Origin of the sequence: Reichenbachiella sp., from assembly GCF_033344935.1 — a bacterium.
GTDB lineage: Bacteria > Bacteroidota > Bacteroidia > Cytophagales > Cyclobacteriaceae > Reichenbachiella.
In genome coordinates this window covers 4,795,978-4,821,960 of the sequence record NZ_JAWPMM010000001.1, presented here as the reverse complement: position 1 = coordinate 4,821,960, position 25,983 = coordinate 4,795,978, and the positions used below count along the sequence as shown (strand labels likewise).

Below are 25,983 nucleotides of genomic sequence, written 5' to 3'. Positions count from 1 at the left end.
GCACGAGACTCGCGACTCGTGCTTTCATAAGCGAACATCCTCAATTTACCTAGTTCTTAAGTTCCCTTAAAAACACCCTACAATCTTGTTCGCTGCCAAGATATTTTTTTCGCTCTCCTATGACGGCATACCAAACATTCTCTTCATTGCTGAAGAGCAACCTAATTCCCTTTGATACTAAAGATTGCGAAATACTCATAGCTGGTGAGTTTTTAAACTGATCTTGTGTATAGCAAAATTGTGGTATTATGGGCAGAGCTGAAATAGAGTAAAACCGTAAATATCAATTAGGGGATTCTCCTAAAAATGAAATTCTATACTGCAAAAGTCCTAAAATCTAGCTCCGAGTACTACTGTTTCTTTTTGAAGGGATTTATTACCTTGTCCATCGAATATTTCAAATACAACCACATAGTAACCGACTGAAGCCAGACTGCCATTGTCAGTGATTCCATCCCATGTGAAAAAACCATTGGTAGCCAGCAGTTCACCTTCAGCCAGTGTCTTAATCAAAACACCATGCGAAGAATAGATGTGAACATTGGCAAAGTTTCCAGCTTGATTGAGTAGATAACTAATAGTTGTAAAATCATTCATGCCAGTATTGTCGGGTACGAAAACTTTAGGTTCGATCGACACAGTAGCTGATGATTGATTGGCAGCTTGCAATTGTGAGTTGACTACACCTGGGGTTGCAAATCCAACGGTACTGGCGGCTGACCTCCAGCTGTCGGGATTGGTGCTTTCTACCTCAAATGCGACTCGTTCTAAAGAAACACCTTCGTCATCATCAAGTAAGTTGAAATGATAGTCGTCTTTGTATTCCATTTGATCAACGATAAGTCCTTGATCAGTAATAAGAATTACAGAATCTTCCGTATCTGATAAGCTCGGAAAACTGTTCATAGCTCGCATGCGTGTGTAGTCACCATTGGAATAGGCTGAATTCAGTACATCTGGATCTGGCGTAAGGGCTAGATACTCTGATGGATAAATGACAAAATGGTCGGAGGAGATGATTTTTTGGTCACTCAATTTGTCGGCCAGCCGCCAATCTTTCAAATCAATGGCTTTGTCTGATTTGTTATAAATCTCTACAAAATCGACTTCATTGGATCTTGGGTTAAAAAGTACTTCATTGATTACGATATCCTGAGCTTCTGCTTCTTCAGGAAGTTGAAAGCGAACCGTTTGATGGTCTATACTGATTAAGTTTTGTTTGCAATCTGAGACTTGCGTCAATGTGACTTCGTAGGATTGGCCTGGACTAACCGGTTCCCCTAAAGATACCGCCACTTTATCGAAAATAGGATGAAACAAATGCTGTGAAGAGATCGACAGTGCAGGTTCAAGCTGAATTTTTGCTTGTTCAAAACTATCTGGATGTAGCCTTTCATTTAGCGTCAAATGCAAGCTGTCTGGTGTGATAGCTAAAGCTTGAATAAGTTCTGGGCCAAAGTTGTCTGGATTTGATGCTTGTATGGAATTGGCTCGTCCTGGCGTTCCTCCTATAGCATCAGTCGATGCGCTCCAGTTGGCTTTTTCACCACAGGGATTGTCGGTGTCAATCATTTCGAGAGACCAGCCACCATCAGATTTTTCACTGTCTTTATACCAATCGGAAGCATACGAGGCACTAAAAATTTGGGAGGAGCCATAGTAAAGAGAAAGGGATTCGCCAGTATTGTTTAAGGATGGAAAACTGGAGATTCCTAGTACATTAACTCCATGCAATTGTGAGGCCCCTGAAGTGGAGGTCAATACTAAATATTGGTTGGCAGAAATACTCCCCTCCGTTAATATGACATAGCCACTCGCATCCACTACAATTAGGCCTGTAAGCGAAATCTCCTCGGAAGTAGTATTGAAAATTTCCACATACTCCACTTCAGGAAGGCCTACAGATGGCGAGGGGTCAGCCATGATTTCTGTAATAATTAGATCCCCAAAATTTGGAATATCAGGTGCTGTATAAGAGAATGCGATATTATAATCAAATAGGGCGTTGTCGGAAAGATCTTCAATATTGTCGATTGTCAACGTATAGTTGGTTGCTTCCAACAAGGAGGAAGAAAACGTTAGTAAAACAGAAGAGTCAGAGGCTGTGTATTTGGCTTCAAAAGGATGCCCAAGGGTCGGTGTGATTTCATAATTAAGAGAGAATTCAGCGGAGATTTCGTTCAAGGGTTCACTGTACTTTATCCATATCTTGTCTTCATTCAAAACAAGATACTCGGCTACCGATGGAGCAGTTTGATCATTGATCACCGTGCTGAAATAATCTGGTAACCTGTGTTCAAATTCATTGAATAGATCCTGCCAGGAAATTTTATAAGCCACGTCAGGAGCAAGTGCTTGCTCGAAGGTTAGTCTAAGTTTTTCTGAGTCGTCAGGGTCAATAATTGCTGCAACACAATTACCCAAAGTAGGTGAAGCGGTAAAATTGGATAGAGACAAAACCTGTCCTTGATCAAGTCCTATTTCGAATTCAATCTCAACCGTTCGATTACCCACAAGTCTGCCGGTCAAGACTCGGCTATCAAAATTAAAGACATAATTATTTATTGAAATTGGATTGGAGTTTTGGGTAACATGTTCAATGTTTAGCGTATTGCTTGAGTTATCATTTACAGCATGATCGAAAGTAACCGTGGCCATGCGATCGGATGTAAAGTTGACCGTAGAGGCGGTGTGGCCATTCAAGGTATAGTTGGCCAATGTAGCTCTGGTTCCAGTGGAAGGAGTCTTATTAAATTCAATTTCAATCTGATTTTGGCTCACAGGATTGATCATACCAACGTAGAAAATATGGTAGTCGAAAGTACTTGTAATAGCTTTCGATAAAGCATTATTTCTCTGGTCCAACATTGTTGAAATGGCCAAACTGATGGCTGCCATTTCTGGTAGGTCGCTCGAAAATTCCAAGGTCACCAGGTATTGAAACTCAGGATTTTGAATGGCTGTAGTTGGTTGACCGATACCTTCTCCTATCATATAATTGGCAGCAGTTTCAGCAGTGGTTTGATCCACTTTTTCATTGAACCAAAGAATTATTTCATTTGGAGATTTTACAATGATGCTGTCCAATTCTGGTGCGAATACATCGTAGACAAATTCTTGTTTGAGCCTGGTTTTTATCTCATTGCCATACAGGTCTTTGACTTCATCAATCAGCAATTCGAATACTACTTCTCTTTCAAATGCCTCTTCAAATTCCAAAATGACAGTTCGTTGATCTGCTTCTAGTGAGGCGTCGATGGGGAAAATATCTTCGTACTCATAGTTCTCTTTGGACTCGGCTGATTGTTTGCCCACTTTTTCTGTAAATACAACGGCCAAGGAGGTTGATGACAAAACCTCTACCGTATCGAGTTTTGGAGATGAGGTGTCGTAAATGAAGGAAATATCCGGAGTAGTGAGGAGATCAGAATCTGCATTCATCACGCCACTTACCGAGAGGGTCAATGCTTTGTTGTCGTCGAAATTATTGGCAAAGGCCAAATGAACCAAACGATCATCCTGACTATCCACAAAGGCAGTAGAGGCACTACCCACACCATCATCCACCGAGTAATTGCCTGAGGTGCTAGCACTTGTCACATCTAGATCTTGTTTGAAATAGATGTCCAGCAGGTTGATGCCCATTACTTGTACGGTATCAATTTGCTGACTCAAGGTAAAGGTAGGAGTCAATGCTGCGGCCAAGGCATTACCTGGTATGTCCTGCAAATTCTCAATGGTTAGCGTATTTTCTACATCGAGCACAAAATCGTCTGCAAAAATCAGACTCACAGTGGAAAAGTCCACGTCATCCCTAATGGCAGAAGTAGGATGCATGCCCGAATGATCGGAGGTATAGTTGCTCTCCGTCTCGGCAATGTCCTTGTTCAAGTTTTCATTGAAAACAACTTCTATTTGATTGGCAGTTTTTACTACGATATGATCAAGTACAGGAGGATTGGTATCATAGGTATAGGAGAGGGTATTAGTTTGAATATCGTTTTGAGCACAGTCCTTCGCTCCAGTTACGGTTACAGTATAATTTACATCACTCGTCAAGGTGGGAGTCACAGCGATCTGAGCGGTATAAGTGGATGATGAAATTCCATTTTCAGTGATGCCATTGTCGAAAGTATAGGTGCCACTACTGAGTGAGGTTTCATCCATAGGTTCGTCGAAGGTGAGGCGAAATGTGTTTGGATCGGTAGCAATAAAGTCGATAAGGTTTGGACCGGTGATGTCTGGGCTATTGTCGTACACGCTGTTTTGTGTTCCAGGTGTGCCACCATCTGCATGATTGGATGCTATCCAGTTGTTTTCTGTGCTGCACAGCAGTTCGGGATTGATTTGTTCGAGAGAATAACCGCCGATAACATTTGCTGCTTTGTAGGTTACACTATCTACCAAATTGCCCAGATTGTCATTGAGTAGGAGTGATTTTCCTGTATTGCTCAATGAAAGGTTTTCTAGACCGATAACATCGCCAGAAAATAATCCAATATTGGAATTGTCAGTAAGCGTAACATATGTATCGGGCATCAAAATAAAATCAGTCAATGACTCACCATCTAAGGTAAACTCAGCAACATTGATGGAATAGTCTGAGGTATTGTATAACTCCACATATTCAGCATCTGGCAGTGCTACCACAGGATTTGGATCCGCCATAAATTCATTGATGACGATATTTCTGAAGGGTGTTTGGACTTCAGCTTTGAATCCTTTGTCTTGGTTCGAAATAATTTCATCCTGAGAGGCATTTTCAACTTGATCCACGGAAAGAATGAAGCTATTATTTGAAAAATCACTATCAAAGGTTAATAGCACCTCATCATGATTAGTTAAATCTCTTTCCGCTGATGTAGGTTGGCCAAAACCATTGTTTAGTGAATAATTTGACACATCCTCCGCAGTGGATTCATGTACATTTTGGTTGAATTTTGCCCTGATCATATTGGTTCCTTCCAAGGTTAAAGTGGATACAGCAAATCCAATGGAGATATTATCATATATGAAACCTTTAATATTACCTACAGAATAGTCACATAGGACTCCAAAAAATGCTGTTGACGTATAGGTGTCATCAAATACTGTTCCTTCTGACGTGAATGAAGTACCTCCAGATAAATCTCGCAACAATTCCCAATTACCCAGAGCATCTCGGGTCACTCTTATTCGTACATTGGTGGGAGGTGTTTCGACGGTAGCATCGGTTCCATCTATAATTTCGACTGATGTGGTTGTAGCATCTTGTCTATACAGACTTATTTCATCAGATGAATTTCCGACCAAAACGTAGTATCCGTTCACATTGGCTTGAAGGTTATCAATGTCAGACACCAAGTATATATATGCCCTGTTTTGACTTGATGTTCCAAAATCTAATTTGACTGAAAACTCCCAAATTGTATTGTCTATTGTTGTGTTCGGTATAGTTAGATGAGATTCACCAGCAACACCCGCGTTTAGTTGGAGTTCATTCGCAGAAACCACAAAGTCTCCTGTATCCCCGCTCCACGCTGGATTATTGCTAAAATCCCCATCAGAAAAATCATCATTGACCTGGGCAATAGCTACCTGAATGGCGAGCAGAGCAAGAAGGGTAAGTAAGTGCTTCATATGGCTAAAATACGAGGACTAAAATACTGATAATTGCTGATCTCAAATAAGGGGTTGGCCATCGTCTTCATTATCCTTTTATTATTTCTTCCGTTTCGAGGCATACTTTACGGTTTCATCCAAAATGAGTGCTTCCTGAATGATCGGATTCAATACTCTTTCATCAATTTCTTCAAGGCTGAAGTAGGAAATACCGGCGACTTGTTTTCGGTCTTTGAAATCTAATGCTCCATTTTCATTGGAAAGCTCATTGGCCCGTAAGAAGCACAGCTCAACACCATCTTTTTTTATAGGATTCAAATAGCAAATCCAGCTCTTGTTGTAGTAGAATGGGATGCGATATCTGATTTTGGCTTGTAGGTCAAATTGATTCAAAATAAGTTCGTGCAATACACGCAATAGTTTTTTTTGAGGACCCTCAAAGTCTGCTATATATGTGGCGACATCTGTCATTTGATCTTAGTTGATGGCATTTATTGGTCAAATGTAATAATTTAATAGAGGCATTTTTCTAAAGTTACCACTATGATAAAATTCTTCCTCCGAAACGCACGTAGAAATAAATTATACTATGCCATCAATCTTGTTGGTCTGGTGTTAGGCACTACTTCAACGATTTTCATATTTCTTTATTTGCAAAGTGAGCTGACTTATGACGATCACTATACGGATGCTGATCGCATATATAGGGTGGCACTCAACCGTGTTTATCCAAACAACGAAGTAGGTTGGGCCTCTATTCCGGCTCCAGTAGGACTAGCGCTTCAAGACAATTTCCCTGTTATTGAGAATGCGAGTAGAATATCACAAGGAGACATTGACGTTAGCGTTGATAATCAGGATTATATTGAGAAGGAGGGTTTGTACGCAGATCCGGATTTTTTTGAACTTTTTGATTTGAAAGTCTTGGATGGAAATTTGGGTACCTCTCTGGAAAAGCCTCGACAGGTAGTACTTACTGAAAAGCTGGCCTTGAAATATTTTAATACCACACAGGCTGTAGGTAAGCAACTGATCATTCGCGACAGTGTGAATTATCAAGTCAGTGCGGTGATTGAAAACTTGCCGGATAATTCACATTTCGAAGCTGATTTGATTTTGCCTATGGTTGATTCACGGGAGTCCAGATATCGAACGCAATGGGGTACAGCCTTCTTTTACTTCACGTATATTAAGCTCAATGCTGGGGTAGATACAAAACAATTCGAAAGTAAAATGCATCAGTTTCTTTTACAGCAAATGGCTTTGAATACCAGCGGAATGGATTTTGATAAGTGGTTGGAAGAAGGCAATAGCTATGATTATTTTTTGCAGCCGCTCACCGATATTCATTTGACCTCAAACTTGCGATGGGAGTTTATGCCCAATGGCAACAAAAGCAATGTACAACTGTTCATGGCGGTAGGGATATTCATTTTGATCATTTCATGTCTTAATTACATCAACCTCTCTACGGCCAAGGCAGGCAAACGAATGAAGGAGTTAGGGTTGAAGAAAATTATGGGAGCTTCTCGAGCCCAATTGACCAGACAGTTGCTAGGGGAGTCGTTGATCATTACGCTGACTTCGGCAGTGATTGCCTTATTGTTGTCCTTCCAGATACTACCGATGTTCAATGATTTATCTGGGAAAATGTGGTCATCGGATGTATTGCTAAACCCATCATTCTTGTTGTTGTTTGTTGTTTTTGCCTTGGTACTTGGTGTTGTAGCAGGTATTTATCCTGCATTAAAACTGTCAACAGTTTATCCTACTGAAGTAATTAGCTCAAATGCTAAAAGCAGTACAGAATCTGGCCAAGAGCGTTGGGTTAGAAATATCCTCGTGGGACTTCAGTTTGGAGTTTCACTAATTGTGATTGTATCCACTTTGGTGGTTTATGAGCAAAATCAATATTTGAAAACTGTTGATTTAGGATATGACAAAGAGAACCTTCTGGTCATTGACAACGCTTATGAATTAAACCAAAAGGCCGAGGTATTCAGAAATGAAATGCTCAAATCCCCCCACATTTTGCAGGGATCGGCTGTATCTTCTGTTCCCGGATTTGTGAATGGTGCGACTACCTATACAACTACTGAAAGCGAAGGAAATCCAGTCAATGTCTCCTTCTACTTTGTCGGTGATGAACATGGAGCAGACATTTTTGGCTTGTCTCTGCTGGCAGGGCGAAATTATCGAAAGAGTGATTTTACAGATACTGCACGGTTTGTCTTGATCAACCAAGAAGCCATGAAACAATTTGGTTGGACAACTCCGGATGAGGCGGTCAATTCATTCCTCAAAAACACTATGGGCACCAGACAGCTTAAAGTAATTGGGGTGGTCGAGGATTTTCACATTCACTCCTTGCATGAAAGTATTCGCCCATTAGTGATTTCTAGTGGGATGAGGTCCACCAATAGATTGGTATTTAAAGTGAAAGAAAGTCAAACCCAACAGGCAGTTCAAGAAATGCTAAGTCAATGGACCGTATTTTCACCTGAAAAGCCGGTAGAATATTCCTTTTTAGATTCTAGTCTGGAGAAGCTGTATGAAACGGAATCTCATACTCAGAAGCTATTTTCAATTTTTACTCTGCTCGCCATATTCCTAGCAGGTTTTGGTATGTATGGACTCTCTGCCTATCTCACAGGATTGAAAAGAAAAGAAGTGGCCATCCGTAAAACGCTTGGAGCTTCCGAACTTTGGATATTGAAATACTTCACTTTTAAGCAATTATCTGTGATTGGCTTGGCCATTCTCATAGGCTTGCCTATTGCCTACTATTTAGGGGATGAGTGGCTCAATAACTTTGCCTACCGAATTGAAATAGGGGTTAGGCTTCTTCTCTTATCCATCGGTTCTATCCTTGTGATTGGCTTTTTATCTATTGGTTGGTATTCATTTCGAGCGGCTTTGGAGAATCCTGTAAATATGTTGAGAGAATAATGGGGCTCAAATTTGTTAGATATTGGCGATGAGTATTTTTATCAGTTAATAATTTAACAAATAGTCGCATTCGTTAACATTCTCAATGAATTTCAGTAATTCACTGTTCAAATTCTCCATTTAATTGTGCTAATTTTGAATTCTCAATTCATGGAACCCAGAGATAATTAATCAATCAGATTCGATTGTTAGAGAAGTTGTAAGCTTTTACACTTTTCTAAAGCGAACAATTTTAAAAAGTACAAGAAGTGAAATTAGCAGTAGTTGGAGCCACAGGATTAGTAGGATCGGAAATTCTCGAAGTCCTAAAAGAAAGAAATTTTGAATACGACGAATTGATGTTGGTCGCTTCCGCCCGATCAGTGGGTAAGGTGATTGAATACAAAGGAACAGCCCATACCGTTATAGGTCTGGAAGATGCAGTAGCAGCCAAGCCTGATATTGCTATTTTCTCTGCAGGCGGAGGAACCTCTTTAGAGTGGGCACCAAAATTTGCGGAGGTTGGCACGATCGTGATTGACAACTCTTCGGCCTGGAGAATGGACCCATCTAAAAAATTGATCGTGCCAGAGATCAATGGTTCAGCCATTATGATCGACGACAGAATCATCGCCAATCCTAATTGCTCTACGATCCAGATGGTATTGGTATTGGGTCCATTGCATGAAAGATATGGAATCAACCGTGTGATTGTATCTACCTACCAGTCGGTAACCGGATCGGGTAAAGGCGCAGTAGATCAGATGATGGCCGAACGAAACGGTGAGACACCTGATATGGTCTACCCACACAAAATTGACATGAATGTACTGCCTCATATTGATGTGTTTCAAGAAAATGGATACACCAAAGAGGAAATGAAAATGACTAACGAAACGGTCAAAATTTTAGGTGATGCAAACGTTAAAGTTTCTGCTACCTGCGTTCGTATCCCAACCATAGGCGGTCACTCAGAATCTGTCAATATTGAATTCGATAATCCTTATGATTTGGCCGAAGTGAAAGAGATTCTTTCTAAAGTGCCTGGTCTGGTAATTCAAGACGATGTGGCTAATAATGTCTACCCTATGCCATTGACTGCACACAAAAAGGATGAAGTCTTTGTAGGAAGAATCAGAAAGGACGAATCTAAAGAAAACGCACTGAACTTGTGGATCGTGGCAGATAACCTGAGAAAAGGAGCCGCTACCAATGCTGTTCAGATTGCTCAATATGTGACTGAGAACAACTTAGTACTCTAAGAAAAACCTATTTTAGTTATTCGTGTGAATTAGCCATTCGCACAAAAGAATGACTGGCTCGAATGATTTACATTTGAGCCAGTTTTTTTATGTCCAATTCACTCGTAGATATCCTTAGTCCCGTTCCTGTCCGGGAATTTATTCAGGCCCATCTGAATGATGACCCGCTAGCATTGGTGCTACAGTCAAAGAAATACCCGGAATTACCCATTCGGGAAATTGCCGCTCAAATCCAGTCGAGAAAAAAGGCACAATCCAAATTACCAGAGTGGTATGCTAATCAAAAAATAATATTTCCACACGGTGTATCCATGGAGCAATGTTCGTCCGAAGAGACGGCCAAATACAAAGCATCGCTAGTGGAGGGAAAGACCGTCACAGATTTGACTGGAGGATTGGGTATCGATTTGTACTATCTGTCTCAGAAATTTGAACAGACCAATTATATCGAGCGATCAGGTGAATTGCAGGTGCTGGCTCAACATAATTTTGAGGCGCTTGGGGTTAATGACATTACTCAATTTCATGGTACTGCTGAAGAGTATCTAAAACTGGAAAAGGAACCTGCAGACTGCTATTTTATTGATCCGGCTAGACGCGACGACGCCAATCAAAAAGTCTTTCAAATTGAAGATTGTTCGCCGGATTTGAACCTCATTATTCCGCTGCTTTTAGAACGCAAAGCAGAGGTGCTGATCAAATTGTCCCCATTGCTGGATATCCATTTGGCTTTGGAAGTACTGCCTAATGTGAAGGAAGTTCATGTTGTTTCTGTGAAGAATGAGTGCAAGGAGCTATTGTTTCGAATAGTACCTGACTATGAAGGCCCAGCGAATAGAATAGCAGTTAATTTGATGAAGAAAGGCAAGGAACAATTCACCTTTTCAGAAAGCCAGGAAGAAATGACACCATCCTTTAGTCAGCCGCTCAACTTTCTGTATGAACCAAATGCTTCCATTATGAAAGCAGGAGGTTTCAATGCTGTATCAAATGCTTTTGCGGTAAACAAGCTGCAGCGTAACTCACATCTCTATACTTCAGAGTTACTGATTGAAAATTTTCCTGGCCGCGCCTTTAAAATCATCGCCCAAACGGTTCTGAATAAGAAAAAACTCAAACCCTATTTGCCGCAAGGCAAGGCGAATATCACGGTTCGCAATTATCCGCTCTCAGTCAAAGACATCAGGCGAAAAACAGGTGTTAAAGAGGGTGGAGAAGTGTATCTTTTCGCAACGAAGCTGATGGATGGTAGTTTAGCTGCTTTGGTTTGTGACAAAGCTCAGAAGTAAGGGAACTAATTGATCCACTTTTAGCTTCTACTTCAAATAGAAATATGAAAAGGGGTAAGTTTTTAAAACTATTAGCAACAACACCTATGGTAGGAATGTCACTAAAGACCTGGACTAAGCAAATAGAAGATATTAGCGAAAGCGAAAAAATGCCAACACTTTTTGTGGGCCATGGTAATCCTATGAATGCCATTTTAGAGAATGATATAACGCGTGGCTGGCAGGAAATGGGAAAGGGACTTAAACCTAAGGCGATTCTTTGTATTTCAGCTCACTGGCAAACTAAAGGCACCATGGTGACCATGACGCCTAAACCCAGAACTATTCATGATTTTGGAGGTTTCCCGAAGGCGCTATTTGATGTGCAATATCCAGCACCCGGTTCGCCGGAAATGGCGGCCGAAGTGATTCAGGAAGTGAAGAAAACAACGGTAGAAGAAGACCACGAATGGGGACTGGATCACGGCACTTGGTCGGTTTTGATCAAAATGTTTCCAGAAGCGGATGTGCCTGTATTCCAGCTTAGTCTGGACTATAAGCAAGGCCCTCAGTATCATTATGAGTTAGCTCAAGAGCTGAAAGCGTTGAGAAAGAAGGGGGTTTTAATTGTAGGTAGTGGGAATATCATTCATAATTTGAGAATGGCGAGATGGGATTCTGATGAGCCTTATGATTGGGCATTGAATTTTGATCAGAAGACTAAGGAGTGGATCGAGAATAACGATTATTCTACCTTGATTAATTATTCAAAAATAGGACAAGAAGCCATGCTATCGATTCCTACCAATGAGCATTATTTACCCATGCTCTACACGCTGGCACTTCGAGATGAAAAAGAAACACTTACCTTTTTCAACGAATCTATTCTGATGGGATCAATGGCCATGAGATCTTTTGTGATTGGATCATAGATCTAGGCTAAAATACTAACGCTCGTTAGTAATAAAACGCCGTTTACTAGCCCTCAGCTGCATTTTTTGTTTAATTGATTTTTAAAATCTATATTGTGGAATTATTCTGAATCAGAATAATATTTTTTAACCTAACCTAACCCAAATGCATACGCTATTATATTCGGCGTCAGTCGAAATATTATATCGAAAATATCGCTATAACTTCATTTGTAGCTTTTCGACTTCACACACATTTCTTTTGGATCAAACCCAGTCTAACAGCAGCTAGACTGTCCGATCATACTTACTAATTTAATTATTCAACTAAACCCAATTATTATGAAAAGAGTGTTATACACCCTTTTGATAGTGGCATGTGTCTGCTATCAAGGATTTGCTCAAGACAAATCCAAAACCTTTATCCGGCTAGAAGCTAGCCAAGGACAAATGTCCAAAACTGAATTGTTGAGAAATCAACTGCGCATGAATTCCTCGGAAGAGATGAAACCTCTTAAGACAGAGGATGACCAGCTGGGCTATCGCCACGAGAAATTTGAACACTATTATAAAGGCATAAGAGTAGAAGGATCGACTTATACCATCCACTCTAAAAATGGAGTGGCGACTCATATGACTGGTAATTATGCAACGATAGCTGAGGTAGATATCAACCCTCAGATTACCGGAGCTAATGCTTTGAGTGCCGCCAAGTCAGCGACTGGTGCTAGTGAATTTGCCTGGGAGGCCAATGACGGAAGAACGCTAGCTACTCAGGACAAACCTGAAGGAGAGTTGGTTATTGTGCAAAATACTTCCAATGGTTACAAAGCACGTCTGGCCTATAAGTTTCACATTTTGGGTAACAAACCCTTCGTGAATGCTTATGTCTATATCGATGCTAAGACTGGAGAAGTTGTGAGATACAACAGTGTGATCAAACATGCGGATGCTGTGGGGTCAGGGGCTACGCGCTACAGCGGTACACAAACTATTCATACAGATAGCAATGCAGGTAGCTACAGGTTGAGAGATTACTCTAGAGGCAATGGTATTTTGACTTATGACGGAACTACTGCTACGAGTGCCAATCAAACCACAGGAAGACCTAATGGATCTTCGGACTATACCGACAACAATAATAGTTGGACGGCTGGAGAGTATGACAATGCCGATAAAGACAACGCGGCATTAGACGCACATTTTGCTGCGGAGGCCACCTATGATTTCTTTATGAGCAATTTCAACAGAGACAGTTATGATGGAAATGGCGCTTCAATAGAGAGTCATGTGAACACAGACATTGAGTCTGTATATGGTTACCCAGCAGGGTACAATGACAATGCTTTTTGGACAGGCTATGTGATGGTGTATGGTAAGGGAAATAGCCTAGATCCATTAACTACAGTGGATATTACCGCTCATGAAATTGGCCACGCGTTTTGTACAGGTACAGCTGATTTGGTTTATGAAAAAGAGTCGGGAGCAATGAACGAGGGGCTTAGCGACATTTGGGGAGCTTGTGTCGAGTATTATGTCAATCAAAATTATGGATTGAACAAAGACCTTTGGAACCTAGGGACTGAAATTGGGCAAACCTTCAGATCTATGTCGAACCCAAAAGCTTATGGAGATCCAGATACTTATGGTGGAACTAACTGGGTGAGCCAAAACTGTACGCCTAGTAATCAAAATGACTACTGTGGGGTACACACGAATAGTGGCGTAACCAACCACTGGTTTTATGTCTTAGTCGCTGGAGAGACAGATACTAATGATAACAATGACTCTTATAGCGTAACGGGTATAGGAGTGGATGATGCAGCTGCGATCGTTTGGAGAACAGAGTCTGTTTATCTTAATACCAATTCTGATTACGCAGATTTCAGGACTTACTCTATACAATCTGCTGTAGAATTATTTGGTTCAGGATCAGCGCAGGAAATAGCCGTAACGAATTCATGGTATGCTGTTGGTGTTGGTTCCGAGTATGTTCAAACTTGTTCATTGGCTGCACCAGGCAATTTAGCTTCGTCAAGTATTAATGACAATGGCTTTACGTTGTCATGGAGTGCCGTTTCAGGAGCAGCCTCGTATACCGTTACGGTAGGAGGTTCTTCAACTAATGTTTCTGGTACTAGTCATGTTGCCACTGGATTAAATACAGGGACACAGTATTCTTGCTCCGTAGTAGCCAATTGTGGTAGTGGAGGAAGTGGACTATCGTCTAATCTTAATGTAACCACCACAGGAACACCACCATTAAACTATTGTTCTTCAAATGGAAATAGTACTTCTGATGAATACATAGGTAGAGTGCAGTTAAATACCATCGACAATGCTACGGGTGCATCATCAGGTGGTTATGGAGATTACACTACTCAATCGACGAGTTTAACCAAAGGTGACGCGTATACGATAACCATTACGCCAACTTGGTCGGGTACTGTTTATAATGAAGCCTACTCTGTCTGGATTGATTACAATCAAGATGGAGATTTTGCAGATGCTGGAGAGCAGGTTTATTCTCAAGCCGCTTCGCAAACTTCTCCTGTCAGTGGATCATTTACAGTTCCTACTGGCGCGACTAATGGTAATACTCGAATGAGAGTGTCCATGAAGTATAACGGTATCCCAACTTCTTGTGAGTCTTTTCAATATGGTGAAGTAGAAGACTATACTATCAATGTAGTAACTGGCTCTGCGGATACAGAAGCACCTTCGGCTCCAACTAGTTTGGCTGCCTCAAATATTACTCAGACCACTCTTACACTCAATTGGAATGCCTCTACGGATAATGTCGGTGTCACTGGTTATGACGTATATCAAGGCGCCACTAATATTGGAACTGTAACAACTAATTCTGCAAATATTACTGGATTAACTGCTGCTACCTCTTATTCTTTTACCGTCAGAGCCAAGGATTTGGCTGGCAATGTTTCTGATGCGAGCAATGCGGTAAACGTAACTACCCAGAGTGCAGGAATGAGTTGTTCATCTACTACTAGCATACCTTATAGCGAAGGATTCGAGTCTGGTTTTGGTGCCTGGACAAATCAAAGCGGAGATGATCTGGACTGGACTAGAAGAACGGGGTCTACACCATCAAGTAGCACAGGGCCAAGCAGCGCATCTGAAGGAAGTTACTATATGTATGTAGAAGCATCTAGCCCGAATTATCCAAGTAAGGTGACCCGAATTGAAAGTCCTTGTTATGATTTGTCAGGAGAGTCAGCTGCTAATTTCTCATTTAAATACCATATGTATGGAACTAACATGGGAACCCTTACACTTGAAGCTACTACTGACGGAAATAACTGGTCATCCGTATGGTCGCAATCAGGCAACAAAGGAAATAGCTGGTTAACTGCAGATGTCAATATGGATACTTATACGGGAGACGTTGTTAAACTAAGATTTGTTGGTGTAACGGGTTCAAGTTACAGAGGAGATATGGCTGTAGACGATATTGCCTTCTCTGCTGGAAGTACGGGAGGTACTACAAACGTTACATTAACTATGACCTTTGATAATTATCCAGAAGAGACCAGTTGGTCTATTATGAGTGGAAGCACTACGATAGCCTCTGGTGGCACTTACGCTTCACAGGCGGATGGCTCTACCTTGAATGTCAATGTCGAATTGGCGGATGGATGCTATAGTTTAGTGATGAATGATGCCTATGGCGATGGTATGTGCTGCAGCTATGGCAGTGGCTCATATAGTTTGACTGACGGAAGTACCACTTTAGCTTCTGGTGGGTCGTTTGGTTCAAGTGAAACCACTCCTTTCTGTGTAGGCGGAGCAAGCTTTACTGCGTATGGTTTTGGAGGTTCATCACCGTCTTCGGTAGGTACTCCGGTCAGTGTGGATATGTACCCTAATCCAGTGGTTGGATATTTCTTAAATATCGTAACGACTAGAGATGAAGTGTCTTATAGAATCACGAACCTAATGGGTAAGAGAATTTCCAGTGGACAACTAGAGAACAGTAAAGTAGATGTAAGCACCTTAAAATCAGGTGTATACTTGCTTCAATTGGTTAATAAAGGAGGAAAATCTGTAATCAAAAAGTTCACAAAAGAATAAATGACTGAATGAGTCGTTATTTGACTGCAACCTTTTATTATTTAATATAAATACGAGCCGGAGAGGGCAGCCTCTCCGGCTTTTTTATTCTTTAATTAGCGCTAAAAATTTAGCCTTTAAATCTTCGTTTCCCTCCAGTTGAGATAGAACAGCTTGTTGCATATAATTAGGAATACTTTGCCGGTTGGCTATTTTTAAGTTGATATCTTCAAGCATAGTCACAATTTCTCCATTGTATAGATCTTTAGATTTGAGATCAGAAATGAACGCTTCCATAGCGGAGGTGGAAACCGGAGGGGCTACAGATTGCACAACCACAGATTGGTTTTTATTTTCTTCCATACACTTATCAAATTCGGCAATTATTTTCTCCAGATCCTTTTTCTTTAGCTTTCCTGATTCAATTTTCTCACTTAAAGATTTACAATCTTGAAAATATTCGGCGAATTTTTTCTTGGAAGTCAGGTTGCTGAATTTGAATTGCTCGCCTTTCCAATTGACTAATAGTTTTAATACGTAGTTAGATGAAGTGACTTGTTCGGGATCCTTGTATAAATACTGACTGAAATATTTACCCTTGATGTCTACTTGTACAAATTGATATCTTCCATCGATTTTTAGTGTTTCAAAATCCTGATTTTCTCCTAAATGAACCGAACGAATCTGATAGGACTTGTAATTAACCTTTGTCTTTTCATCTTTTACCCTTGCTTCGTCCGCTCTATACTGATCGACGGTTTCAAGGTAAATTTTACCATAAACGGTATCCATTTTGACAGTTACAAGCCATTGTTCCTGGCCATAAGAGAAAGAGTAAATCGCTGAAAGTATTGTAGAAAGTATGAGCGTACGCATATATCGAATTTGTTATAGCGCTAAATAAACTAAATTATTTGGCTTTATTTAAATAAACACGAGCTCATAGGCCTTCAAGGTCTCTTACGACTGAAATATTCAATTCTTTTCTAAATAGGTGTCCTCAAAAGTGTCCGTGTTAGCCGTTATTTCTTGGCTACCAAGTAATTGCATTGGAGCCGAGAAATGCCGTTTAGCCTTTAGTTTTCGATGATATCTAAGAATTGAGCTTTCATCTCCTCATTGTCTCCCAGTTGAGATAAGATAACTTGCTGCAGATATTTTGGAATAAATTGCTCGGTTTTTAATTTCTGTTCTATGTCATTTAGCATGGAGATCAAGTCACCCTCATACAATTTTTTAGATTTTAAATCCGTGACAAACACTTGCAGCTTTTCTTCAGGGCTTAAATATTGCATAGGGTTATTTTCCGCAGTCTGATTTCTGGCTTCATCAATGCACATATTATACCTAAGAAGAATTAAATCCATGTCCTTTGATTTTTTGACATCACGATTTAATATCTGATCTCTTAGCGAAGGGCAATCCTTCATGAACTCAGCAAAATCTTTTCTTGAAGTCATACGACCTATTTTGTATTGTTCCCCTTTCCAGTTCTCCAGAATAGGCAATGAGAAATTCGGGGAAGCGCTCAGTTCAGGGTCCTTATATAGATATCTACTAACATATTCACCGATGAGATCAACCTTAGCGAATTGATATCGGCCATCAATTTTTAATGTTTTGTAGTCCTTGTTCGTGCTCAAATGAACTGACAACAGATTGTAAGCTTTATGGGCATTTTTTCCATTTTCGTTGATAATTCTGGCAGCATCCGCTTGTAAGGGATCACCTGTGTCCAAATATATTTTGCCATATATGGTGTCCAATTTGGTGGTCACCAGCCATTGGTCTTGGCCATAAGTAGCAAATGTAAAAATGACTAAAAGCGCGGTTATTAGCTGGGTTCGCATATTTCAATTTTGATTAACTACTAAGTAAGCCAATTTCTTTGAATTGAAATAATAAAGTCATTAAATACTCAGCCAATAGGTAAGCTTAAATACCAGACCTCGGTTTTTTGTTTTAAAGTCCGTAGTGGCGTAATTGTCGGAATAAACAAGAAAGAAATCTGACATGGGCTTGTATCTCCACTGCAAGCGACTGTTAATGTTGAAATTTTCGTCTTGGGTATTGTATTGCAAAAAAGTAGTCCACCACATATTGTTTCTTAAGCTTATCTCAGCTTTTGGGCCAAGCAAATGAAGGGTAGTTTCTCCATAGTCTTCAGGTAGCTGAATTTTATTCATCCGATAGTTGATACTGAAGACTCCCCAAGGTTGGGCTCTGAGGCTTACTTCTTGACCAAATTCTATTCTTGTACCATTGAAGAAACCTCCGAAATTGAATTCGGTTTCTGAAAAAACCTTTTTCAGTTGATTGGTAGAAAAACTGGTATTGAAAATGGTAAAATCATATTGATCTACAGGTAGCGGGGTGTCACCTCCGATTAGATCAGCGGGTACCTGAAGTGTGACCGACCGGTTCATGATACCTAGCCAAAACCTTGAGTTGTTTTGAAAAATTCCTCCTCCGTTGAGAGATGTTCTTCTACTCATTAATTCTCCCTCCGAGTTGTATTCCAATACGGTCCAGGTGAATATTTCGCTAGACCTAAAAGTAGTTTCATCATTTCCATTCCACACATAGCCAAGCCAGGGATTTATGGATTGATAGCCGATCCTAATCGTAGTATCAAGTTCCGCATCGTAATGTTTAAGTCTTGGAGTGAATCCCATTTCGGCGATGTAATTTTCATCTACTTTGCTATAGCTAAACCCCGCTCTAACATTCTCACCGCGATATGTGCCATTGAGAGCTATGAACTGATTGTTGCTCAATTTTTCCTCAGTAGTAGACCAATGAGTTTTCAATGAGGCGTTCAGTTGACCGCTTTCTGAAACATAGTTGAACTCCGCGCCTCCGGTTCTATTATAGGTTCTTTCCGTAAGTTCGCTTTCTGGAAAGTCTTCTTTATTGTTAAAGAGCACTTTTACCGAAGATCGTTTAAAAAATCTTTGCTGGACACTTCCTACAAAATAGTTGGTGGGACTAAGATCTCCTGAAGCTTTAGTATGCACATCCATGATTCCGATACGCATGCCATCGGTTAAATTACCCGAAATTCTTGCGCCAAAAGCGACTGGTACGGGTTCATTGTCTTCATCTATTCCAATCCGTCGAGAGAAGAAAGGACGAACTGCCCATGTGCCAAAATCGGAGAATAGGTCACTATTCTCCAAGAAGAAGCCTCTTTTCTCTGGGAAAAATACGCTGAATCGAGATACGTTGGTTACTTGTTGGTCGACGTCCACATTAGAAAAATCAGGATTTACGGTCAGATCCAAATTGAGGGAAGAAGTCAACGCAATCTTCGCATCTACCCCTACGCCCAAATCATTTTCAACCGGTTCTCCCTCTTCGTGGTCCTTGGAGCGCGCAGTTGAGAGGTATGGAATCAATGCCATGTTTCCTTTGGTTTTGGCCGGAGGTGTATCCCAGTTTAGCGTACCAAAATACCCCAGCTCTATGCCATCGAATTCAATTGGAACATGAGCCCAGGTAGAGTAGACATTTCTTTTCATGTCGTTTCTCACCAAATTGATTCCCCAGTTTTTATTGTGTTGGTTATATCTCAAGGTTTTAAAAGGTATAGCCATTTCAACCGTCCAGTGATCTTCGTGTTTGCTTACAGAAGAAAACCATTTGTTGTCCCAATTGGAGTCCATATTAGTAGAGCTTCCTCGGGCTGTTAAAGTGGCTTCAACCTGAGCCCCGCCAGCATTCACTCCAAATAAATAGCCGTTCGTTTTCGTATTGATTGGATCCAGGAGAATGCTGAATCCGTCACTATCCCAGAAGGCACCAGTATTATCTCTTTTTAGGGATTGAATTACTAACTCGTCCATGTCTTGGTAGCACACCGCTGATACATAGAGGAAATTAGCGTCGTACGCAAGCCTAACTGTCGTTTTTGCTTTAGCTAATCCAGTATCTTGAGGCCATTTATTGATAAAATCGGATGAAGGGGTCAATTCGGCCCAAAATGATTCTTCGAGCTGACCATCGAGTTTTACCTCAGCATCAATTCTTTCAATTGGGAGTTGAAAGTTTTGATTGTTGCCAGTCTTATTATTACCGCCAAAACAGAGTGTAGCAAGGCTACACATCAATAGAGCAGTCAGTCGATAGATCATTAGTAGTTCGTTGAGTCTACAAAATTAACGGGATTGGATGCTAAAGTTGACGCTATGTGACTAATGGTCGATATCGGAGGCTAATTGGCCAATATCTACCAATGGATGTACTTTATTGATGAATATTAACCATTCGAACGCTGCAATTAGTCGTATGTAGTCAAATCATTATAAACACTAATTGAAACCGTATATTTGTTGCAATGGGAAGTATTGAAGCCAGAATAAGAGATTTGTTTAAAAATAGACTGTTTAGCCATATTATATTTTGGTTCAGCTATGTCGTATTTCATGCTGCTTTGTGGGGAAGCTATAAAGGAGAGTGGGAGTTGGCTTTTATAGACCAATTGATTTATCTGCCTGTAAAAATTATCATTACCTACTATACCATTTATGTGCTTTTACCTAAGTACGTGCTTAAAGGGAAGTGGGTATCATTTGCTTTTTTGCTAATTGCCTCAGCGCTAACTGGGGGTACGCTCTATCGATTGATTACATTTTATGTGGAATACCCGTTATACTATCCAAAGTACCTGAATGAGCCGGTGCTACAAATGTTCAAAATTTTTAAAGGCATAGTTCAGATCTATCCTGTGGTTTTTCTCGCCACAACAATTAAGATTTTGAAGCATTGGTATGTCAACCAGCAGGACAAGCAGATTCTGGCTCACGAAAAGCTAGAGGCTGAATTAAAATTCTTAAAGACTCAGATCCATCCTCATTTTCTCTTCAATACGCTGAACAATCTCTATGCGCTTACGCTAAAAAAATCGGACCATGCGCCCGAGATGGTGCTGAAGCTTTCAGAACTGATCAACTATATGCTCTATGAATGCAACGCCCCAAAAGTACCTTTGGATAATGAATTGAATTTCATTAAAAATTACATCGAAATAGAAAGAATGCGACATGGCGATAACTTGGATATCAAGGCTATGATCACTGGAGAGACTACTGGAGTCTATGTGGCACCTATGATTATCTTACCATTTCTGGAAAATAGTTTCAAACATGGAGTGAATGAGGAGCTAGATAAATCTTGGGTATATCTGGATTTATCAATAATTGAAAATAAGTTAAAGCTGAGCATTGAAAATAGTAAAAGTGAAACCCAGCGACTGGATGACCATGAACATGGTATTGGATTGAAAAACGTGAAGCGAAGACTGGATCTGTTGTATAGAGACGACTATCGATTGGATATTATTGACGGCGCCAAGACTTTTACCGTAATGATGGAAATAAACTTTAGGAAAACGGCATGAAATGTATAATAGTAGATGACGAGCCTTTGGCTATTGAGGTCATAGAATCTTATGTAGATAAAATTGATTCATTAGAGCTGGTGGGCAAGTTTAGAAATGCCATCAAAGCGTTTGACTATATCCAGTCTGGCGAACCAGTGGACCTCATTTTTCTGGACATTCAAATGCCAAAATTGACAGGTATAGAATTCTTGAAAACACTTACCAATCCTCCGAAGGTAATTTTTACTACAGCTTATAGAGAGTATGCTTTGGAAGGCTTCGAATTGGAAGTGTTAGATTATTTGCTCAAACCAATATCATTTGATAGATTCATGAAGGCCGTTTCTAAGGCACTGAATCACTCCAAAGAAGTAGAGGTTTCTACTAATGCGGAAGGCGATGATTTTATCTTTTTCAAATGTGATAAGAAAATGATACGTGTGTGCTTGAAAGACATCTTGTATATAGAAAGCATCAAGGACTACGTGAAAATAAAGACAGCTGAAAAAGAGGTGGTCACTCACCAAAAAATCAGTGTGCTAGAGACCAAACTACCAGCCAATCATTTTATCAGAGTACACCGCTCTTTTATCATCAACATACCGAAGATAGAAAGCTACTCAGCCAGTGAGATCGAACTCAATAATGAAAGTATACCTGTAGGAAGAAACTACAAAGTGGAGGTAATGGATAAGTTGGGTAAGATTGTGCTTTAAGAATCGATTAGATCTAACTCAAACAAATCCGCTAAATGTCCTTTTAATCTTTCTTGCACTTCATTCATATCCGGCTTTTCGCCTAACTCAAATTCCAATGAAGTCACCGCTTTATCATCAATGCCACAGGGGATGATATTCTGGAAATAATTCAGATCGGTCATTACGTTGAAGGCAAAGCCGTGCATTGTCACCCATCGGCTGGATTTCACACCCATAGCACAAATTTTACGAGCTTTTGCAGGGTTGTCAATATCTATCCAAACCCCCGTCAATCCATCGATTCTACCCGCTGCTATCCCATAATCCGCCAACGTGAGAATGATCGCTTCTTCAAGCAACCTGAGGTACTTATGAATGTCAGTAAAAAAATTATCTAAATCCAGAATGGGGTAACCTACAATCTGGCCTGGTCCATGATAGGTGATGTCACCACCGCGATTGATTTTATAGAAGGTGGCATGTTTCTCTTCCAGCCCTTTTTCGTCTAGCAAAAGGTTAGCTTGATCACCAGACTTCCCTAATGTGTAGACATGAGGGTGTGAGCAGAAGATCAGATAATTAGGAGTTATCGTTTGATCGGTTTCTTCTTTTTTCCGGTTTTCAATTTTGAGTGCAACGGTTTGATCGAACAATTTGGTTTGGTAATCCCAAGCCTCTTGATAATCAATCAATCCCAAGTCTATAAATTCTGTTTCTTTATTCCGCACTACATTCATCGCAAGCCCATTATTTATCGCAAAACTACAAAGGCAAAACTACAAAGAAGAAAGAGATCATGCAGTAGACATTTGTTCCCAAATGATGGTTTCTGGATGACTGTACCATTCTTCTAGTTTTTCTGTATAACGATGCTCAAGTACGTTGCGTTTAATTTTCATAGTAGGAGTCAAAATTCCGTTCTCAATACTCCAAGGTTCCTTTACTATAATCGCTTTTTTGATTTTTTCGTAGTCCACCAAATTTTGCACCACTTGCGAGATGGTTTCTTTCAATCCATGGAGTACATCTTCCTGAGACTTGCTCAGGCCGATTTCCGAAAGTACAATTAAAGCAATAGGCTGTGGCAAGCTTCTACCCAATACACAGATTTGTTCGACATCGGTATTGAGAGCAAATCCCCATTCGATTGGCCCTGGTACTACGAATTTTCCTTTTGCGGTTTTAAATGTGTCTTTTATTCTTCCAGTAATGGTCAGATAGCCTTTTGCATCCAGCTCGCCCATATCTCCGGTGTGGAGGTAGTCATCAGCCAATACTTGAGCAGACAGCTCGGGTTCCTTGAAGTATCCAGACATGACCCAATCTGCTTTCATCAATATTTCGCCGGTATCTGCATCTATTCTAATATCCATATCAGGATAAGCAGTTCCTACAGAACCCATCTGCATCGCATCCAGTGGTATGATCGTACAGATGCCATGATTTTCTGTCATGCCATAGAGTTCCAGGAGGGAAAGGTCCATTTTTTGGTACCATTCGTGCAAGGATCGAGGACAAGGAGCAGCTGCGGTAACCAATATTTCTGCTTGGCTTAGGCCCAGTCCTTTCTTGATTTTGTTTTTGATCAATCCACTAAGAAGAGGTACTCTGAGTAGGAAGTCCAGTTTTTTCTGGGAGATTTTGGCTAAGACTCCGTGTTGAAATTTTGTCCAAATCCTGGGGACGCCAAAAAAGATGGTAGGCTGTGTGTCCTGTAGGTTTTGCACAAATGTATCCAGGGACTCAACAAAAGATATAGAGCCTCCCGAGTAAATTCCGCAAGTCTCAACCACTCCACGTTCGGCCACATGGCATAGCGGTAGGTATGAAAAAAACCGGTGTGGTTTGTCTATCACGGAAAGTACTTTTTGCACGGCACGAACAGCCAACTTGTAGTTATTATGATGTAGCATAACTCCTTTGGGAGTACCAGTAGTCCCAGAGGTGTAGAGGATCGCCACCATATCCTCTGATTTGGGGATAGGATTTTCTTTCAATGGAGGTGTTCGCTCCATGATTTCATCCCATTTTTCATAAGCTGTTTCGGTACTCAGTGGCAAAGCAATACCATGCATATCCTTAGGAACCCCATCTTTCATTGTATCCCAGTCTTCGAGCTTTCCTGTAAATAGCACTTTCGATTCAGAGTGGATTAGTATCTCGTTGAGCTGATCGGCGGTCAGGTTGGGGTACAAGGGTACAGAGACATGTCCTGCCATCGTAATGGCCTGATCAGCGAGTATCCAATGTGCACAATTCTTTGATACAATGGCGATCTTGCTTAGTAGAGGAAGGTTCAATTCTATCAGATAATTCGCCATCCTACGAATTTGATCAATTGATTCCGCCCAGGTATAGGTGGTCCATTGATCTCCAGTAGGCTGCCGAAGAAAAACCTCGTCGGGCTTCACCTGTTCCCAGTGGTACAACATTTCTGTGAGGGTTGGCAGGTTGTCGATGTCTAGTTTTTCATTCATGAAAAGCGCTATTTGTTGCACCCAACAAGATAATTGAAAGCAAAAAGCCATCACAGTATCCAAAGAAAAAATTAACTACGTCGGTAGGCAAAAAAAGGTTTTATGTACAGGTTTGACCCATTTTTTGTACATAAGCGAACAGTGTCACTATCTGCGTGTCAATCTACAAATTCATAAATAGCTGTTAATCAGACGATAACAATAGTTGGCATTGGATTGGTTATTAAAGTGGCAAGGTCAATTACTCAAAATATATTACTCATGAAAACGCACACCTATTTACTCGCACTCTCTCTGGTGGCATTCAGCTTCACTCTCCATGCCAACACAGAAGATAAAAATGAAAAAGTAGAACAAAGTGCCAAGACAGAGATCTTGGAAATAGTAGATACCGAAGATTTAACAGTTGGCGAATGTGTGGCTTGTCCCGTTCCAGTTCAAATCTTTGATAAAAACTTCAATCTCGTTCTGACTGGAGAAATGACTCCAATGCATGAAGCCAGTAGTCAGAAGCTGAGAGTACTCATCGGGCAAAGCAATTTGATTATGGAATCAAGTACTGCTATAGTTTATCAGCTCGAAGATTAAAGATAATAGTTTACGGTTGGTTGATGAAAAGGGGCATTTTTTGTCCCTTTTCTCTTTTACTACTTTTTGTTCTTGTTGCGTTTGAGTGATTTGATAAATTCACCCCAGGCAAAAGGATTGAGCAGAGGCACAGAAGTAGTCTGGAACCTAGCATTGTAAGTGAGCATTTGCTGGTTTACATAGTAGTTGTAGTTGTTACCAGCATTCATAGGAAGATTCCTATACATTTTATTCAACATGGCCTGATCCAGACTTTGTTGCATATTTTTATATTGATATTGATAAGGCACTTGCATAGCAAGAATTGCTTCTTTTAGAAGTTCTTCTGTAGGGAATGGATAGACTTCAAGCTCTGGCAAGAAGGTGGTGTCAGGCAACAATTCTACAATTACCGTATAGTTGTCATTTCCTCCTTCAGGAATAATCAAGTGCATTTTTTCATAACCAACTGCACTGATAATCAGACTATCATTTTCAAGCACAGGCATGGAGAAGTAGCCATACGGATTGGAAGTAGTTCCTCTTCCTCCTTTAGGCACGAAAATGTGCACTCCAGGCACTCCGGATGTACTGTCTTCACCTACCACGATTCCAGAAAACTGAATGATTCTTTGATCCGTTTGCCCAAATGAAACAAAGGCATAGGACATGAATATGATACCGAAGAGAGCTGCTAAAATGTGCTTCACTGATTCTTTTTCTTTATTTAATGCTAATTTGCACGTGTTGGTTTTCTATGCTTACAAAACTAAACAATTATTCAGCAATCCTTATTGGATGGTTTGGTCACTATAAATCTCTA

General features: G+C 40.5%; 16 protein-coding genes. 8 read left to right on the top strand and 8 right to left on the bottom strand.

Annotation, left to right across the window (positions count from 1 at the left end; all coding sequences use genetic code 11):
- Positions 1-330: 330 nt before the first annotated feature.
- Together R8N23_RS20630 and R8N23_RS20625 are read right to left on the bottom strand one after the other, a co-directional pair.
- Entirely contained in the window at positions 331-5,619 is a 5,289-nt protein-coding gene (locus tag R8N23_RS20630; protein WP_318173503.1) for a lamin tail domain-containing protein, read from the bottom strand.
- Positions 5,620-5,700: 81 nt separating this feature from the next.
- Positions 5,701-6,072, bottom strand: coding sequence for a DUF1801 domain-containing protein (locus tag R8N23_RS20625; protein ID WP_318173502.1), 372 nt, complete (start codon positions 6,070-6,072; stop codon positions 5,701-5,703).
- Between the two features lie 72 nt (positions 6,073-6,144).
- Here R8N23_RS20625 and R8N23_RS20620 point away from each other — a divergent pair, with 72 nt between their 5' ends.
- The 5 genes from R8N23_RS20620 (at position 6,145) to R8N23_RS20600 (ending at position 16,059) form a co-directional block, all read left to right on the top strand.
- The gene (locus R8N23_RS20620; protein ID WP_318173501.1) at positions 6,145-8,550 is read left to right on the top strand and encodes an ABC transporter permease; all 2,406 of its coding nucleotides are present in this window, start codon (positions 6,145-6,147) and stop codon (positions 8,548-8,550) included.
- Between the two features lie 248 nt (positions 8,551-8,798).
- Entirely contained in the window at positions 8,799-9,791 is a 993-nt protein-coding gene (locus tag R8N23_RS20615) for an aspartate-semialdehyde dehydrogenase (protein ID WP_318173500.1), read from the top strand.
- 89 nt (positions 9,792-9,880) lie between these two features.
- The gene (locus R8N23_RS20610) at positions 9,881-11,080 is read left to right on the top strand and encodes a THUMP-like domain-containing protein (RefSeq protein ID WP_318173499.1); all 1,200 of its coding nucleotides are present in this window, start codon (positions 9,881-9,883) and stop codon (positions 11,078-11,080) included.
- A gap of 44 nt (positions 11,081-11,124) precedes the next feature.
- Positions 11,125-11,991, top strand: coding sequence for a 4,5-DOPA dioxygenase extradiol (gene ygiD / locus R8N23_RS20605; RefSeq protein ID WP_318173498.1), 867 nt, complete (start codon positions 11,125-11,127; stop codon positions 11,989-11,991).
- A gap of 321 nt (positions 11,992-12,312) precedes the next feature.
- A complete protein-coding gene (locus R8N23_RS20600) occupies positions 12,313-16,059 on the top strand; it encodes a M4 family metallopeptidase (RefSeq protein WP_318173497.1) in 3,747 nt (1,248 codons plus the stop codon).
- Positions 16,060-16,143: 84 nt separating this feature from the next.
- Here R8N23_RS20600 and R8N23_RS20595 read toward each other — a convergent pair whose 3' ends face one another.
- From R8N23_RS20595 to R8N23_RS20585, 3 genes are all read right to left on the bottom strand, one after another.
- Positions 16,144-16,914, bottom strand: coding sequence for a hypothetical protein (locus R8N23_RS20595; protein WP_318173496.1), 771 nt, complete (start codon positions 16,912-16,914; stop codon positions 16,144-16,146).
- Positions 16,915-17,114: 200 nt separating this feature from the next.
- Positions 17,115-17,888: a hypothetical protein gene (locus R8N23_RS20590; RefSeq protein ID WP_318173495.1), complete on the bottom strand. Its 774-nt coding sequence runs from the start codon at positions 17,886-17,888 to the stop codon at positions 17,115-17,117.
- A 60-nt stretch (positions 17,889-17,948) separates the two neighbouring features.
- Positions 17,949-20,171: a DUF5916 domain-containing protein gene (locus R8N23_RS20585; RefSeq protein WP_318173494.1), complete on the bottom strand. Its 2,223-nt coding sequence runs from the start codon at positions 20,169-20,171 to the stop codon at positions 17,949-17,951.
- A gap of 203 nt (positions 20,172-20,374) precedes the next feature.
- Between R8N23_RS20585 and R8N23_RS20580 the strand changes: the two genes are divergently transcribed.
- Complete coding sequence (locus tag R8N23_RS20580) at positions 20,375-21,436, top strand: sensor histidine kinase (RefSeq protein ID WP_318173493.1); 1,062 nt, start codon at positions 20,375-20,377, stop codon at positions 21,434-21,436.
- The gene (locus tag R8N23_RS20575; RefSeq protein WP_318173492.1) at positions 21,433-22,134 is read left to right on the top strand and encodes a LytTR family DNA-binding domain-containing protein; all 702 of its coding nucleotides are present in this window, start codon (positions 21,433-21,435) and stop codon (positions 22,132-22,134) included. The genes R8N23_RS20580 and R8N23_RS20575 overlap by 4 nt, the downstream gene beginning before the upstream one ends.
- Here R8N23_RS20575 and lipB read toward each other — a convergent pair.
- Both lipB and R8N23_RS20565 read right to left on the bottom strand, forming a co-directional pair.
- Positions 22,131-22,853, bottom strand: coding sequence for a lipoyl(octanoyl) transferase LipB (lipB, locus tag R8N23_RS20570; protein WP_318173491.1), 723 nt, complete (start codon positions 22,851-22,853; stop codon positions 22,131-22,133). The two genes, R8N23_RS20575 and lipB, sit on opposite strands and share 4 nt — an antisense overlap.
- A 57-nt stretch (positions 22,854-22,910) precedes the next feature.
- Complete coding sequence (locus tag R8N23_RS20565; protein ID WP_318173490.1) at positions 22,911-24,593, bottom strand: AMP-binding protein; 1,683 nt, start codon at positions 24,591-24,593, stop codon at positions 22,911-22,913.
- A 261-nt stretch (positions 24,594-24,854) separates the two neighbouring features.
- On the opposite strand from R8N23_RS20565, the gene R8N23_RS20560 reads away from it, so the two are divergent.
- On the top strand, positions 24,855-25,181 hold the full coding sequence (locus R8N23_RS20560) for a hypothetical protein (RefSeq protein WP_318173489.1): 327 nt from the start codon (positions 24,855-24,857) through the stop codon (positions 25,179-25,181).
- A gap of 59 nt (positions 25,182-25,240) precedes the next feature.
- Here the strand turns inward: R8N23_RS20560 and R8N23_RS20555 are convergent, their stop codons facing one another.
- A complete protein-coding gene (locus R8N23_RS20555; protein WP_318173488.1) occupies positions 25,241-25,870 on the bottom strand; it encodes a carboxypeptidase-like regulatory domain-containing protein in 630 nt (209 codons plus the stop codon).
- Positions 25,871-25,983 lie beyond the last annotated feature (113 nt).